The sequence below is a fragment of the Stenotrophomonas beteli genome (assembly GCF_001431665.1).
GTDB lineage: Bacteria > Pseudomonadota > Gammaproteobacteria > Xanthomonadales > Xanthomonadaceae > Stenotrophomonas > Stenotrophomonas beteli.
Window position 1 is genome coordinate 1 of the sequence record NZ_LLXV01000016.1, and the last position, 14658, is coordinate 14658.

Genomic DNA, 14658 nt, shown 5'->3' on the forward strand with positions numbered 1-14658 from the left:
ATCCATGCCGCGGACACTCCCGCCACCGGACCCACCCCGCCTTCGACAGTTTCCTGCGGTCTGTCGGAATGGCATGGGGTCAGATCCGTTTTCCGCAGGAAAACGGATCTGACCCCGGAATTCCATTCGATATCTGACAGGTTTCATCCACACATGGCGTGGATCTACTGGCCACCACAGGTTTACGGCGTGTCCTGCCCACCCACACCGCCCCGCCATCCCACGGAATGCACGCTGTTGCTGTTGCTTCGGCCGTTGCCGTTGCGTCGGCAGGTGCAGGGCGCAGCCCTGCCGAAAACCCTACTTCACACGACGGCCTGCGCGGTCGATGCGGAACCACTCTCCGCCTTCCATCGGCGTGTGGCCATCGGCATCCGGCGAGCCGCGACGGCAGCCGTTGCAGACCTCGGCCACGCCGTCCTGGAACGGCCACCCGAAATCAAACGTGCCGGGTACCACCTGGCGGAACGTCAGGTCGAAGTAACCCACTCGGTGGCCTACGCGGGCGCGCAGCAGGCCTTCCTGCGGTGTTTCCGGGCCGTTGTCCCAGGTCAGCACCGGCAGGCTGCGGCCCTTGCGGTCGACGTAGTGGAAACCCTGGTCGGCGTACACCACGGCCAGGCCGTGGTCGTCGTAGTTCAGGTCCTTCAACGTCTCGGTACTGATCTTCGGCCGGTGATCGATCACCTCGCAGCCGGGCAGCGGCCACAACCCGTGTTCGTCGGTCAGCAGCTTGCACGCCGGTGCCTGCGCCAGCGCGCTGGCACTGGCCAGCACGCCGAGCAGGGCAAGCGACCGCGCGAAGCGGCCGCTGGCAGGGGCAGGGCGGGCCTGCCTCACGATCACTGGGCCTCGGCCTTGCGCTCGAAAGCCGTCGGCGCCGGCAGCTGCACCGGCACGCCCTTGTCGTCGCAGGTGCCGGCCTGGCACAGGCGCTCGCGCAGGGCCGGGGTGGCCTGCACGATCATGTGGTAGATCGCGTTCTGTTCCAGCGTGCCGCGGATTGCCTTGCTGCCCGGGCCGCGCGCCCAGATGCCGACATCCTCGCCGCCGTGCGACTCGGACTTCATCGGCACCAGCGCTTCCTGCATGTAGTCCGGATGCTCGGTGTCGACCTCGCGCAGGTTCGGGCGGCCGTTGGCCGGTTCGAAGCTGCTCGGGTTGTGCGGGTAGCGCTTGGGGCCGGCCGGCTGCTGGTTGCTGGCGCCGGTGTGGCCCGGGCCGTTGGCGTAGCTCAGCGTGGTGTAGGGCTGGCCGGTGCCGTCCAGGGCGTAGTCGAGCTTGCCGGCGCCGTCTTCGCCGCCCTTGTCCTTCACCTTGCCCAGGATCGGGTTGCCGCGTGCCGGGTAGCCGACGAAGTTCAGCGTGTGCGAGTGGTCGGCGGTGACGATGATCAGGGTGTCGTCGGCCGAGGTCAGCTCGTTGGCCACGCGCACCGCGTCGGACAGCGCCACGGTTTCGGTCAACGCACGGTAGGCGTTGCCGCTGTGGTTGGCGTGGTCGATGCGCGCGCCTTCGATCATCAGCACGTAGCCTTCCGGGTGCCGCGAAAGGTTCTTGATCGCTGCGGCCGTCAGTTCGGCCAGGCTCGGCTCACCGCCCGGATCCTGCGGGCGCTCGTACTCGTAGCGCATGTGGTCCGGCTCGAACAGGCCGAGGATGGCCGGTGCATTGGCGGCGGCGGCCAGCTGCCTGCTGTTCCACACGTAGGCGCCCTGCGGGTGCGCCTGCTGCCATTCCTGCACCAGGCTGCGGCCGTCCAGGCGCTGGCCGACCTTGTCGTCGTACTCCGGATCGCGCTCTTCGACGGTGGTGAATTCACCGCGACCGCCGCCGAGCGCGACCAGCGGGCCACGGCCGTAGCGCGAGGTGGACAGCAGCTGCTGGGCGATATCCTTGCATCCCGCAGCCTTGGCCGCGTCGGTCAGGTCGGTGTCGTTTTCCCAGTTGCGCTCCGGCGAGTGCGCATACGTTGCCGCCGGAGTGGCGTGGGTCAGGCGTGCGGTGGAGACCACGCCGGTGGCCAGGCCGGCGCTGTCGGCCAACTGCAGCCAGGTCAGCAGGCCCTTGGACAGGCTGTCGGCGCAGTCGGTGCGGCTGCCGGCGCTGACGCCGATCGCACCCATGTGGGTCTTCACGCCGGTGGTGATGGCGGTCATGGTGCCGGCTGAATCCGGCGTCTGCGAATCGGTGTTGTAGGTCTTGCTGAAGGCCGTGGCCGGGAAGCGCTCCCAGGACAGCAGGTTCTCTTCGCCCGAGCCGCCCTTGCGCTGGCCTTCGTAGATACGCGAGGCGGCCACGGTGGTCAGGCTCATGCCGTCACCGAGGAACAGGATGACGTTCTTGGCCTTGCCGGCCATCGCACCATTGGCGGCAGCCTGGGCGGCGCCGCTGCGGTACCACCACTGCGGGGTTTCGCCGGCCGGGTGCGCGACCGGGTCGACGGCGACCTTCAGGCCGGCCGGGGCAGAGGCGGGGAGGTTGCTGGCGCAGGCGCCGAGCAGCAGGGTGGTGGCGCAGGCGGCCAACAGGGAGACGGAACGGCGCATGGACGCTGGGATCTCACAAACTGTAACGGGACGTTCATTATGCCCGGCCCTGCAAGGCACGCCGATGACACACTGATTTGTCGCCCGGGCGGTCGTTCCGCGGGCCGGGTTGGGCTATCGTGCCAGCATCCCTTCCTTCCCCTCTGGATTGCCTATGAAGCTGGTCTCTGCCTGGCTGCGGATTCCATTCTGGCAGCGCGTGGTCGGTGGCTTCGTGCTCGGCGCGCTGGCCGGCTGGGCGCTCGGCCCGGCCGCGGAAACGTGGTTTGGCCCGCTCGGTGAGCTGTACGTCACCCTGATCAAGATGATCGCGGTACCGTTGGTGTTCTTCGCGGTCATCAACGCGATTTCCTCGCTGCATGGCCAGAAGTCGGTCGCCGCGCTCAGTGGCCGTACCTTCCTGTGGTTCGTGATCACCGCTGCATTGGCGGTATGCGTCGGGCTGGGCGTGGGCACCGTGCTGCAGCCCGGCGCCGGCGGGCTGCAGCTGACCATGGCCAGCAATTACGTGCCGCGCGAAGTGCCCAGCGTGGTGCAGGTGCTGCTGGATGTGGTGCCTGCCAACGTCTTCTACGCGCTGTCCGGCATCGGCACCAAGGTCAATGCGGCCGGTGAGACCGTGCTGGCGGCCGGCCGCGGCTCGATCCTGCCGGTGATCTTCTTCGCCGGCCTGGTCGGCTTTGCCATCGTCAAGCTCGGCGAGAAGGTGACCGAGGCGCGCAAGCTGGTCGGCCAGATGAGCGACATCATGATCCAGGTGACCCGCTTCGTGCTGGAAGTCACCCCGATCGGTACCTTCGGCCTGATCGCCGGCCTGGTCGGCAGCTACGGTTTCGAGAAGCTGCTGCCGCTGGGCCATTTCGTGCTGGCGCTGTACGTGGCCTGCGCCCTGCACATCGTGGTGGTCTACAGCGCACTGCTGCTGGCACACGGGCTGAATCCGCTGAAGTTCTTCCGTGGTGCCGCGCCGGGCATGCAGGTGGCGTTCGTCAGCTCGTCCAGCTTCGCGGCGATGCCGGTGGCGCTGCGTTCGATCACCCACAACCTCGGGGTGAACAAGGACTACGGTTCATTCGCGGTGCCGCTGGGCGCCAGCATCAAGATGGATGGCTGCGGTGCGATCTATCCGGCGCTGTGCGCGGTGTTCATCGCCCAGTACAGCGGCGTGCCACTGACACCGGAACAGTACGTGGTGGTGCTGATCGCTTCGGTGCTGGGCAGCTTTGGTACGGCCGGCGTGCCCGGCACTGCCGTGATCATGGCCACCGTGGTGCTGAGCGCGGCGAACCTGCCTCTGGAGACCATCGGCTACCTGTATGCCATCGACCGCATCCTGGACATGATGCGCACGATGACGAATGTGACGGGCCAGATGCTGGTGCCGGTGCTGGTGGCCAAGGAAACCGGGCTGCTCGACCAGGCGGTGTATGACAACCCGTCCAGCAATGTAGGTGTGGACGATCCTGACCCGACTCCGCCACGCGCCTGAGGTTGCGTGGAGATGAAAGGCCCGCCCTGACCTGGCGGGCCTTTTGTCTGGGAGCTGGCTGGCGCGATGACGGCCACGGTGGGCCCTGGTGGATCCACGCCGTGCGTGGATGGAGCGTGCCGACCAGGGTCGGCAGCTACCCACCCATGACGGGCCCAACAAAAAAGCCGCTGCAGGGCAGCGGCTTCTCGCATCAGGCGGCGCGGTGGCGCCTGCGGGTCAGAGGTCGACCCGGCGGGCCTGCATGAACTTGTTGCCCCAGTAACCACTGAGCAGGGTGTCCACGCGGACGTCCTTGCCCGAGCTCGGTGCGTGCAGGAAGCGGCCATCGCCGACGTAGATGCCGACGTGGTCGACGCGGCCCTTGCGGCCGAAGAACACCAGGTCGCCGGCGGCCAGCGCGGTGCGGTCGTTGATCAGTTCGGCGTTGTCGTCGTGCGCCATCTCACGCGAGACGCGCGGCAGCTCGATACCCAGCGCCGAACGGAACACGTAGCCGACCAGCCCACTGCAGTCGAAGCCGCTGTCCGGGTTGCTGCCGCCCCAGCGATACGGGGTGCCCAGCAGGGTCATCGCGCGACGCAGCAGTGACTGCACCTTGCCGTTGTCGGCGGCGGTGCCGACAACGCTGCCATGGGCGGCGCTGCTGGTGTCGTAGTTGGCGAGCAGGCGGCTGAGATCGCCGGCCACCACGGCCGAGCGGTCCATCAGCGGAATGGTGTCGTTGGCGGCCAGGTGCGGCAGCAGGGCGGCCAGCGTGGCGCTGGCGGCAGCATCGACGCGGCTGCGCTGCGGAGCGGCAGCCTCGGCCTTGGCGGCCGGTCGGGCGGTGCTCTCGGCCACTGCGGCCGGGGTCACATCGGAGGAGCGGTTCGGAGCGGTCTGCGACCAGGCCGGGAGGCTGGTCAGGCACAGTGCCAGGCCAAGCAACAGCGGGCGGGCACCACGTGAAGATACGGAAGTCTGGCCTTCGCTTTTCAGGTCGTCAGTCGTCACGCGTCGGTCACAGGAAAAAAACGATGGGGCATCATGCCCTGTAAAAGCGCGGATAAGTTAAAAATTCCGTTAGTAATTCGTTAGTTTCTGAGTGATTGGCGTCACAGTTTTGAACATATCGCCTGTTCATTTTAGCGAAGGACGCGTTTCGCCCCCGTGTAGTGGTCTTTCCAGTAAGGGCCGCTGAGCGAGTCGAGCCGGACCGTGCCGCCGGTGCTCGGGGCGTGCACGAAGCGTCCTTCACCCACATAGATGCCGACATGGGTGACGCTGCCGCGGCTGCCGAAGAACACCAGGTCTCCGGTGGCCAGGCGCTGCGGGTCGATCTTCGGGCCCTGCACCGCGGCGAGGTCACGGGAGGTGCGTGGCAGCTTCAGGTCCAGCATCTCGCGGTAGACGTAGGCGACCAGGCCGCTGCAGTCGAAGCCCGAATCGGGCGTGTTGCCACCGTAGCGGTAGGGCGTGCCGACCAGGCTGATGGCGCGCATCAGCACCGAGTTGGCGGCCTCAGGGTTGTCCGGCACGGTCTTGGGCCAGTGCGCGGTCGGCGGTGGCGGAGCGGAGCGGGTGGCCTTGCCGCCGCCGCAGGCGGCCAGCAACAGGGGCAGGGCCAGCAGCAGGGCCGGGGCGAGCAACCGGCGCGGGCCGGACGAAACTGGCGTGATGTGCATGATCTCCGGATAATGCGCCACCTTGGATTGGCCGTCATGATGGCGGCGTCCCCGCCGGGCCACAACCCGCCCCAACCCGCCTGCCTCCGGCAGATCCAGACAGAGTTGCGCATGAAGATCGAAAAAGACCGCGTTGTCCGCTTCCACTACACCGTTTCCGAAGCCGGCCAGGAGCCGATCGAATCGTCCAAGGACCGCGGCGAGCCGCTGGCGATCCTGATCGGCCACGGCAACATCATCCCGGGCCTGGAAAACGCCATGATGGACAAGGAAGCCGGCGCGACCTTCAGTGTCGACGTCAAGGCCGCCGATGCCTACGGTGAGCGTCGCGAGGGCCTGTCCCAGCGCGTGCCGAAGAAGCACTTCGGCAACACCAGGCTGGCCCCGGGCCAGCAGGTCGTGCTGCAGACCAACTTCGGTCCGCGTGCGGTAACCGTGCAGAAGGTCGGCATGAGCGTGGTCGACGTGGACCTGAACCACCCGATGGCCGGCAAGGACCTGCACTTCGACGTGGAAATCGTCGACGTGCGCGAAGCCGGCAAGGAAGAGATCGACCACGGCCACGTCCATGGCGACGGCGGTCACCAGCACTGATCGCAGCGCGATCATGATGGCAGCAACGGCCCGCTTCGGCGGGCCGTTGCGTTTCTGGAACATGGCGCGGCCATCCACGGCACACGGGCCGGCGGCATAATGGCGGACCTGCCCGACGGACGCCCTGTGAACGCCGCTTCTCCTTCCCTGCAACCGCTGGCTTCCAGCGAACGCATCGCGGTGCTGGATGTGCTGCGTGGTGCCGCGCTGCTGGGCATCCTGCTGATGAACATCGAGGCCTTCAGCGGACCGCTGGACCTGGCCTTCACCGGTATCGACACGCACTGGCAGGGCCTGGACTACTGGGCCGATGCGTTCGTCTATGTGTTCGTGCAGGGCAAGTTCTTCACCCTGTTCTCGCTGCTGTTCGGTGCCGGCTTTGCGGTGATGGCGCAGCGCGCCGACACGGCCGGGCGAGCGTTCACCCCGTTCTACCTGCGCCGCAGTGCCGGCCTGCTGCTGATCGGCCTGTGCCATGCGCTGCTGGTCTGGTCCGGTGACATCCTGGTGCTGTACGCGCTGGTCTCGCTGCCGTTGCTGGCCTGCCGCGAGGCGCCGCGCAGCTGGCTGCCGTGGATGGGCGTGATCGTGTATCTGGGCGGCGTGGCGATGATGCTGCTGGTCGGGGCGATGGTGTCGATGGCCTCGGTGGAGGACGTGCAGAAGATGCTCGCCGACGCACAGCAGGAGATCGCCCAGCAGCGCCTGGTGTACGGGCAGGGCAGTTGGATGCAGGCCAACGCGCAGCGCCTGGGCGAGTTCGGATCGTCGATGGGGGCGCTGCTGATTACCGGCCCGGAGGTGCTGGGCATGTTCCTGATCGGCAGCTGGTTTGCCGGCAGTGGCGCGCTGGCCACGCCGGAGCGCTTCGCGCGGCTGTACGCGGTGCTGCGTTGGGTGGCACTGCCGCTGGGCCTGGCGGTCACGCTGCTGGGGGTGGCCTGGAAGCCGTATCTCGCACCGGGCGCCTATGACCTGCCGGTCACCGCCGCGATGGCCCTGGTGACGGTGGGCGGTCTGCCGATGTGCCTGGGCTACCTGGCCTGGATCGTGCACTGGCGCGCACGGCTGGCGTGGCTGGCGCCGGTGGGGCGCATGGCGTTGACCCACTACCTCGGCCAGTCGCTGCTGTGCACCTGGCTGTTCTACCACTACGGCCTGGGCGCGTTCGGGCAGATGCCGCGCAGCGTGCAGCTGTTGTTCGCGCTGGCGCTGTTCGCGGCGCAGGTGGGCATCTCGCACGCCTGGCTGCGGCGCTTCCGCTTTGGCCCGATGGAGTGGCTGTGGCGCGCGATGACCTACCGGCAGTGGCCGCCGATGCGGCGCGGAGCCGGGCAGGGCTGATCGATGCAGGGCGCACGCGAGGATGTGATCGTCGTGGGCGCCGGTGCCATCGGCCTGGCCATCGCGCTCGCGCTGCGTGCGCAGGGCCGGCAGGTGCGGGTGATTGATCGTGGCCGCATCGGTGCGGCCACATCCCACGGCAACTGCGGCACCGTAACCCCCAGCCACGCACCGCCACTGGCCGCGCCGGGCGTGCCGCTGCGTGCGCTGCGCTGGATGCTCGATCCGCGCGCGCCGCTGTATGTACGCACGCGCCTGGATCCGGCACTGTGGCGCTGGTTGCTGCAGTTCGGTGCACGCTGCAACGCGCGGGACTGGCTGCAGTCCACGCGGGCACGTGGTGCATTGCTCGAGGATTCGCGGCTGCGCCTGGCCGGTTGGGTGCAGGCGCATGCGCTGGAGTGCGAGTTCGATGCGCGCGGCCTGGACTATGTGTTCGGCGATGCGCGCAACTTCGACCACTACGCGGCCGAATGCGAGGCTTTGAACGCGCTGGGCATTGCCACCAGCTGCATCGGCGGCGCCGACTATGCACGCGACAATCCGGCCTTCCATGATCGGCTTGCCGGTGCGATCCATTTTCCTGGCGATGCGCAGCTGCGGCCGGACCGCTACACCGCCGAGCTGGCACGCGTGCTGCGCGCGCAGGGCGTGGTGATCGACGAACAGAGGAATGTGCAGGGCTTCGATGACGATGCGCACGGTGTACGCGTGCAGGCCGGTGGCCAGCACCTGTCGGCGCGCGAGCTGGTGCTGGCCACCGGGCCCTGGTCGCGCCACTGGGCGCGGCAACTGGAACTGCGCGTACCGATCCAGCCCGGCAAGGGCTATTCGCTGACCTGGTCACGCCCATCGCAGGTGCCGCTGCGCCCGGTGGTGCTGAAAGACCATTCCGTATTCGTGATTGCCTGGCGCGACGCGCTGCGGCTGGGCGGCACCATGGAGTTCGCCGGTGCCGACCCGCAGCTGCGGGCGACCCGCCTGCAGGCACTGCAACGCGCTGCCGACCACTACCTGCGCACGCCCCGGGGCGCGCAGTTGCAGGAACAATGGTGTGGCTGGCGGCCGATGAGCGTGGACGACGTGCCGTTGATTGGCCGCGTGCCCGCGCATCCTCACGTCTGGCTTGCAGCCGGGCATGGCATGCTCGGCATCAGCATGAGCGCCGGCACCGGCCAATTGATTGCCGATCTGGTCTGCGGCCGCACGCCCGCGATCGATCCTGCCCCTTACCGACCCGAGCGATTCCGATGAGCACTGCATCCTATGATTACGACCTGATCGTCCTTGGCGGCGGCTCCGCCGGCCTGGCCGGTGCCATCCGCGCGGCGCAGCATGGCAAGCGCGTGGCGATGCTGGAGCCCGGCGAACTGGGCGGCACCTGTGTCAATGTCGGCTGCGTGCCGAAGAAGGCGATGTGGCTGGCGGCCGACCTGCACGAACGCATCGGCCTGGCCAGCGCGATGGGCTTCGACGTGCCGGTGCGCCCGGCACTGTCGTGGAAGGAGCTGGTGATCCACCGCCAGGCCTACATCAGCAACATCCACACCAGCTACCTCAAGCGCCTGGACGAAACCGGGGTGGTGCGCATCCCGGCGCGCGGGCATCTGCTCGATGCGCACACCGTGGCCTGTGGTGACGGCGTGCGTTACAGCGCCGAGCACATCCTCATCGCCACCGGTGCGCACCCGCTGCGTCCGGATATTCCCGGCGCGGAACTGGGCCTGGTTTCCGATGATTTCTTCGATCTGCGCGCGGCACCGGCCGAGGTGGCGATCATCGGCGGTGGGTACATTGCGGTGGAACTGGCCGGGCTGCTGCAGGCACTGGGCAGCAAGGTGAGCCTGCTGGTGCGCGGCCAGCGGCTGCTGGATCGCTTCGATTATGAGCTGACCGACCAGCTGGCCGAGAACCTGAAGCAGCAGGGCGTGCGCATCCATTTCGGCTATCGCCTGCGCGAACTGCAGCGCGATGGCGAGCGCGTGCGTGCGTTCGGCCATGACGGCCCGATCGACAGTGTGTTCGACGCGGTGTTCTTCGCTGCCGGCCGCCGCGGCAACAGCCGTGATCTGGGCCTGGAGGCGCTGGGCATCGGCATCGGCGAGCACCAGCAGGTGGAGGTGGACGAATGGCAGACCACGCGCGTGCCGAGCGTGCACGCCGTGGGTGACATCGCCGGCAAGGTCGGGCTGACGCCGGTGGCGGTGGCCGCATCGCGGCGGTTGATGGACCGCCTGTTCGGCGGCCGCCCGCAGTCGAAGATGGATTATGAGAACGTGGCCAGCGTGGTGTTCTCGCACCCGCCGCTGGGCGCGGTGGGCATGAGCGAGGAAGAAGCGCGCCGGCGTTTCGACCAGGTGAGCGTGTACCACAGCCGCTTCCGCCCGATGCTGCAGGCGCTGGCCAACGGCACCCAGCGCAGCCTGTTCAAGATGGTGTGTGCCGGCCCGGAGGAACGGGTGGTGGGCATCCATCTGCTGGGCGAAGCCGCCGATGAGATCCTGCAGGGGTTTGCCGTTGCGGTGAAGATGGGAGCGACCAAGGCCCAGTTCGATGACACCGTGGCGATCCACCCGACCTCGGCCGAGGAAGTGGTGCTGATGCGCTGAGCTGGGCGGTTGTAGAGCCGAGCCCACGCTCGGCTGCGTTCCGCGCAGACATGGTGCAGCCGAGCGCGGGCTCGGCTCTACAGTTCAGCAGACGCCCCCATGCGACAATGGACGCCCCAACGCCTTCCCTGGCCGCCCCGTGCGGCCCGCCGTCGTCCTGATGTCCAGCCCCGCTTCCCGTATCGCCACCGCTTCCCCGCGCATTGCGCTGGGCGGCATCGGCCTGGCCGCGATCGGCGCCATCGCCGCGTCGGGTAAGGCGATCATCGTCAAGCTGGGCCTGCGCCACGGCGTCGATGCCACCACGCTGCTTGCCCTGCGCATGCTGATGGCACTGCCGCTGTTCGTGCTCATGGCGCTGTGGGCCGCGCGCCGGGCCGAGCCGCTGTCCTGGGCTGATCGCGCCCGCGTGCTGTGGCTGGGCTTCACCGGTTATTACCTGTCCAGCCTGCTCGACTTCCAGGGCCTGCAGTACATCAGCGTGACCCTGGAGCGGCTGATCCTGTACTTGAACCCGACCCTGGTACTGCTGATCAACGTGCTGCTGGCACGGCAGCGGCCTGGGCGCTGGCAGATCGGTGCGCTGGTGCTGAGTTATCTGGGCGTGTTGCTGGCCTTCGGCCACGATCTGCAGCGCGAAGGCGGGCAGATCATCGTCGGCAGCCTGCTGGTGCTGGGCAGTGCGCTCAGCTACGCGCTGTACCTGTTTGGCAGTGGGCAGGTGGTCGCGCGCATCGGTGCGGTGCGGCTGACCGCCTACGCCAGCTGCGTGGCCAGCGTGCTGGTGCTGCTGCATTTCGCGGTGACCCACCCGCTGCCGCTGCTGTGGCAGGCACCGGCACCGGTGCAGTGGCTGTCGCTGATCAATGCCACTGTGTGCACCGTGCTGCCCGTACTGGCGATCATGCTGGCGGTGCAGCGCGTGGGTTCGTCGCTGGCCGCGCAGGTCGGTATGCTGGGCCCTGTTTCCACCATCGTGATGAGCCTATGGCTGCTCGACGAACCGATGGGGCCGGCGCAGATCGCCGGCACCGTGCTGGTGCTGATCGGCGTACTGCTGGTGACCCGCCTGCGGCGCTGACGCCGGAGCAGGCGCGTGCGCGCATCCTGGCCGTGATCCGTGCGATTCCGCCGGGGCAGGTGATGGGCTATGGCCAGGTGGCGATGCGCGCCGGCCTGCCGGGGCGTGCGCGCCTGACCGCGCGCATCCTCGGCCAGAACGACGATCCCGACCTGCCCTGGCACCGTGTGCTGCGCTCGGATGGGCGCATCGCCATGGCGGAAGGTTCGGCCGGCTGGCGCGAGCAGTCACAGCGCTTGCGTGCCGAGGGCGTGCAGGTGGAAAACGGCCGGGTGCGAATGCCGGCCATCGATCCTGTGGCGGCACTGGATGCCGCGGTGTGGGGGCCGGGCTGAGCACCGCTGGCGACTGAACAGGCCGCGCCTGCCTGTCGCCAACAAGGCGGGGTGCTGCGGCTATGATGGAGGCCGTTCCATGCCGGTGCTCCCATGTTCCCGCGACTGCCAACCGTCACCAAGGCCCTGTTGATCGCCAACGCGATCCTGTTCCTGCTGCAGCAGCCGTTCCTGCTCGGCATGCAGACCTTCGAGCCGTTCATGCTGCAACCGCTGCAGCAGGGTTTCGATGCGTTCTCGCCGGGCGGCAACTTCCAGCCCTGGCAGCTGCTGACCTATGGCTTCCTGCATGGCAGCTTCGGCCATCTGTTCTTCAACATGCTGGCCGTCTTCATGTTCGGTGCGCCGCTGGAGCAGACCTGGGGCGAGAAGCGCTTCCTGCTGTACTACCTGGTGTGCGTGGCCGGTGCCGGCGTCTGCCAGCTGCTGGTGGGTACGCTGCTGGAGAACCCGGCGACGGTGCTGGGCGCCTCCGGCGGCGTGTTCGGCCTGCTGCTGGCCTATGGCATGCTGTTCCCGAACCAGCGAGTGATGCTGTTGTTCCCGCCGATTCCGATGAAGGCGCGGACCTTCGTGATCCTGTTTGGCGTCGGCGAACTGGTGCTGGGCATGACCGGCTGGCAGCCGGGTGTAGCCCATTTCGCGCACCTGGGCGGCATGCTGTTCGGCTGGCTGCTGATCCGCTACTGGCGCGGGCAACCGCCGTTCAACAAGCGCCGCCCGCCGGGCCCACCGAAGCGCCCGAACCATCTGCGCAGCGTCAAATGATCCGAAGGATCATTTGACGCTGTAGGTGCCAACCTTGGTTGGCACACCCTCACAGATCCCGCAACACCACCTGCGCGGCGTTGTGCCCCGGCGCGCCGGTGACGCCACCGCCGGGATGCGTACCCGACCCGCACAGGTAAAGGCCGGGCAGGGCACCGCGATAGCCGGCCTGGCCCACCATCGGCCGTGCCGAGAACAGCTGGTTGGCACTGAGCGCGCCGTGGAAGATGTCACCGCCGATCAGGCCGAAGGTGCGTTCCAGATCCAGCGGCGACAGCACCTGGCGGCCCAGCACGCTGCCGGCGAAGCCGGGCGCATGACGCTCGACGGTGGCGATCATCAGGTCGGCCACACCGTCCTTGTGGTCATCCCAGTGCCGGCCCTCGGGCAGCACCGGCGCCACGTGCTGGCAGAACAGGCTGGCCACATGCTGCCCGGGCGGCGCCAACGAATCATCCAGCGTACTGGGGATCAGCATCTCCACGATGGGCTCGCGCGACCAGCCGTCGCGCCGTGCGTCCAGCCAGGCGCGGTCCATGTAGTCCAGGCTGGGTGCCAGGATGATGCCGGCACTGAGATGCTCGCCCGGGCCGGGCAGGGCACGGAAGTCCGGCAGCCGCGACAGCGCCACGTTCATCCGGAACGTGCCGGAACCACAGCGCCAGTTTGCCATCCGTTCGCGGGTAGCCGCCGGCACCTGCGCCGGTTCCAGCAGGTGCTCGTACAGCAGTTTCGGGTTGACGTTGGCGATCACCGCGCGTGCGCCCAGGGTTTCGCCGCTGCCCAGTTCCACGCCCACCGCGCGGCCCTGCCCGACCCGCACGCGCCGCACATCGGCGTCCACGCGTAGTTCGGCACCGGCCTCGCGCGCGGCAGCGGCCATCGCCTGGCTGATCGCGCCCATGCCACCGATCGCGTGGCCCCACGCACCTTTGACGCCGTTGCACTGGCCGAACACATGATGCAGCAGCACGTAGGCACTGCCCGGTGTGTACGGGCTTGCGTAGTTGCCGACGATGCCATCGAAACCGAACAGGGCCTTGATCGGACCGCTCTCGAACCAGCGGTCCAGGTACTCGGCCGCCGACAGCGTGAACAGGTCCAGCAGCTCCTGTCGAAGCGGGGCATCCAGCGCGGCCAGTTCGCGACCAAGGCGGCCCATCTGCCACAGCGCAGGGAGAGCCTGCCAACCGCCGGCCACGCCGAGGTCCGGCGGCGCGCGCAGGGCCCACGCGCGCAGCACGTCGGCGAAGACTTCCAGCCGCGCCTCGTATGCAGGCAGCCGCTGCGCATCACGCTCGGAGAATTTCGCCACCTCCGCCTGGGTGCGGCCCGGCGCCGACAACAGATAGCGGCCGTCGGGCAATGGCAGGAAGTTGTTGGCCGGGCGATTGATGATGCGCAGCCCGTGTGCATGCAGTTGCAGATCGTCGATCACCTTCGGCTGCAGCAGCGACACCGTGTACGACGCCACCGAGTTGCGGAAGCCGGGATGGAATTCCTCGGTGACCGCTGCCCCGCCGAGAACGCCGCGCCGTTCCAGCACCAGCACCTTCTTGCCCGCACGCGCCAGATAGGCCGCGCAGACCAGGCCGTTGTGACCGCCACCGATGATGATCGCATCCCAGGACATCAGTACCTCGGGAAAAGGGGACGGAGGGGATTAAGTCGCAATTCGCATGGGGTCATCGGCAATGGGGGAAAAGCGACTTAATCCCCTCCGTCCCCTTTTTTGATGGCGGCTTCGATGGTGGCGATGTCGATCTTCTTCATCGGCATCATCGCGTTGAAGGCGCGCTTGGCCAGCGCCTTGTCCTGGCTGGTCACCGCCTCGATCAGCATGCGTGGGCTGATCTGCCAGGAGATACCCCAGCGGTCCTTGCACCAGCCGCATTGGCTCTCCTGGCCGCCGTTGCCGACGATCGCGTTCCACAGGCGGTCGGTCTCGGCCTGGTCTTCGGTCTGGATCTGGAAGGAGAAGGCTTCGCTGTGCTTGAACGCGGTGCCGCCGTTGAGGCCGACGCAGGGGACGCCGCAGACCGTGAATTCGACCGTCAGCACATTGCCTTCCTTGCCGTCGGGGTAGTCGCCGGGGGCGTGATGCACCGCGGTCACCGCGCTGTCGGGCAGGAGGCTGGCATAGAAAGTGGCGGCCTCGAGCGCGCCGGTGTCGTACCAGAGGCAGATTGTGTTCTTGTGTGCCATGTCGGGGCTCCGCGATG

14 protein-coding genes are annotated in these 14658 nt (G+C 67.9%); 8 read left to right on the forward strand and 6 right to left on the reverse strand.

What is annotated here, in order from left to right; genetic code table 11:
* Positions 1–300: 300 nt before the first annotated feature.
* Both ARC23_RS03250 and ARC23_RS03255 read right to left on the reverse strand, forming a co-directional pair.
* On the reverse strand, positions 301–846 hold the full coding sequence (locus ARC23_RS03250; RefSeq protein ID WP_057495907.1) for a WG repeat-containing protein: 546 nt from the start codon (positions 844–846) through the stop codon (positions 301–303).
* Entirely contained in the window at positions 843–2549 is a 1707-nt protein-coding gene (locus ARC23_RS03255; RefSeq protein WP_057495908.1) for an alkaline phosphatase, read from the reverse strand. The genes ARC23_RS03250 and ARC23_RS03255 overlap by 4 nt, the downstream gene beginning before the upstream one ends.
* Before the next feature lie 154 nt (positions 2550–2703).
* Here ARC23_RS03255 and ARC23_RS03260 point away from each other — a divergent pair, with 154 nt between their 5' ends.
* Entirely contained in the window at positions 2704–4038 is a 1335-nt protein-coding gene (locus ARC23_RS03260) for a dicarboxylate/amino acid:cation symporter (protein ID WP_057495909.1), read from the forward strand.
* A 219-nt stretch (positions 4039–4257) separates the two neighbouring features.
* Here the strand turns inward: ARC23_RS03260 and ARC23_RS03265 are convergent, their stop codons facing one another.
* Together ARC23_RS03265 and ARC23_RS03270 are read right to left on the reverse strand one after the other, a co-directional pair.
* A complete protein-coding gene (locus ARC23_RS03265) occupies positions 4258–5034 on the reverse strand; it encodes a C40 family peptidase (RefSeq protein WP_057495910.1) in 777 nt (258 codons plus the stop codon).
* 131 nt (positions 5035–5165) lie between these two features.
* Positions 5166–5705 (reverse strand): C40 family peptidase, encoded by a 540-nt coding sequence (locus tag ARC23_RS03270; RefSeq protein WP_057495925.1) that lies wholly within the window; start codon positions 5703–5705, stop codon positions 5166–5168.
* 111 nt (positions 5706–5816) lie between these two features.
* On the opposite strand from ARC23_RS03270, the gene ARC23_RS03275 reads away from it, so the two are divergent.
* The 7 genes from ARC23_RS03275 (at position 5817) to ARC23_RS03305 (ending at position 12436) form a co-directional block, all read left to right on the forward strand.
* The gene (locus ARC23_RS03275; RefSeq protein WP_057495911.1) at positions 5817–6299 is read left to right on the forward strand and encodes an FKBP-type peptidyl-prolyl cis-trans isomerase; all 483 of its coding nucleotides are present in this window, start codon (positions 5817–5819) and stop codon (positions 6297–6299) included.
* Positions 6300–6398: 99 nt separating this feature from the next.
* Entirely contained in the window at positions 6399–7643 is a 1245-nt protein-coding gene (locus ARC23_RS03280; RefSeq protein ID WP_057495912.1) for a DUF418 domain-containing protein, read from the forward strand.
* A 3-nt stretch (positions 7644–7646) separates the two neighbouring features.
* Positions 7647–8897 carry an NAD(P)/FAD-dependent oxidoreductase gene (locus ARC23_RS03285; RefSeq protein WP_057495913.1) on the forward strand — a complete coding sequence of 417 codons (1251 nt, stop codon included), beginning with the start codon at positions 7647–7649 and terminating at the stop codon, positions 8895–8897.
* Positions 8894–10252 (forward strand): glutathione-disulfide reductase, encoded by a 1359-nt coding sequence (gene gorA / locus ARC23_RS03290; RefSeq protein ID WP_057495914.1) that lies wholly within the window; start codon positions 8894–8896, stop codon positions 10250–10252. Before ARC23_RS03285 ends, gorA begins: the two co-directional genes overlap by 4 nt.
* 160 nt (positions 10253–10412) lie before the next feature.
* Positions 10413–11333, forward strand: a complete 921-nt coding sequence (locus tag ARC23_RS03295) for a DMT family transporter (RefSeq protein ID WP_057495926.1) — start codon at positions 10413–10415, stop codon at positions 11331–11333.
* The gene (locus ARC23_RS03300; protein WP_238985183.1) at positions 11330–11668 is read left to right on the forward strand and encodes an MGMT family protein; all 339 of its coding nucleotides are present in this window, start codon (positions 11330–11332) and stop codon (positions 11666–11668) included. Before ARC23_RS03295 ends, ARC23_RS03300 begins: the two co-directional genes overlap by 4 nt.
* Positions 11669–11761: 93 nt before the next feature.
* Complete coding sequence (locus tag ARC23_RS03305) at positions 11762–12436, forward strand: rhomboid family intramembrane serine protease (RefSeq protein ID WP_005410509.1); 675 nt, start codon at positions 11762–11764, stop codon at positions 12434–12436.
* Positions 12437–12485: 49 nt separating this feature from the next.
* On the opposite strand, the gene ARC23_RS03310 is transcribed toward ARC23_RS03305, so the two are convergent.
* Positions 12486–14069, reverse strand: a complete 1584-nt coding sequence (locus tag ARC23_RS03310) for a phytoene desaturase family protein (RefSeq protein ID WP_057495916.1) — start codon at positions 14067–14069, stop codon at positions 12486–12488.
* Positions 14070–14146: 77 nt separating this feature from the next.
* Complete coding sequence (locus tag ARC23_RS03315) at positions 14147–14641, reverse strand: VOC family protein (RefSeq protein ID WP_057495917.1); 495 nt, start codon at positions 14639–14641, stop codon at positions 14147–14149.
* Positions 14642–14658: the final 17 nt, after the last annotated feature.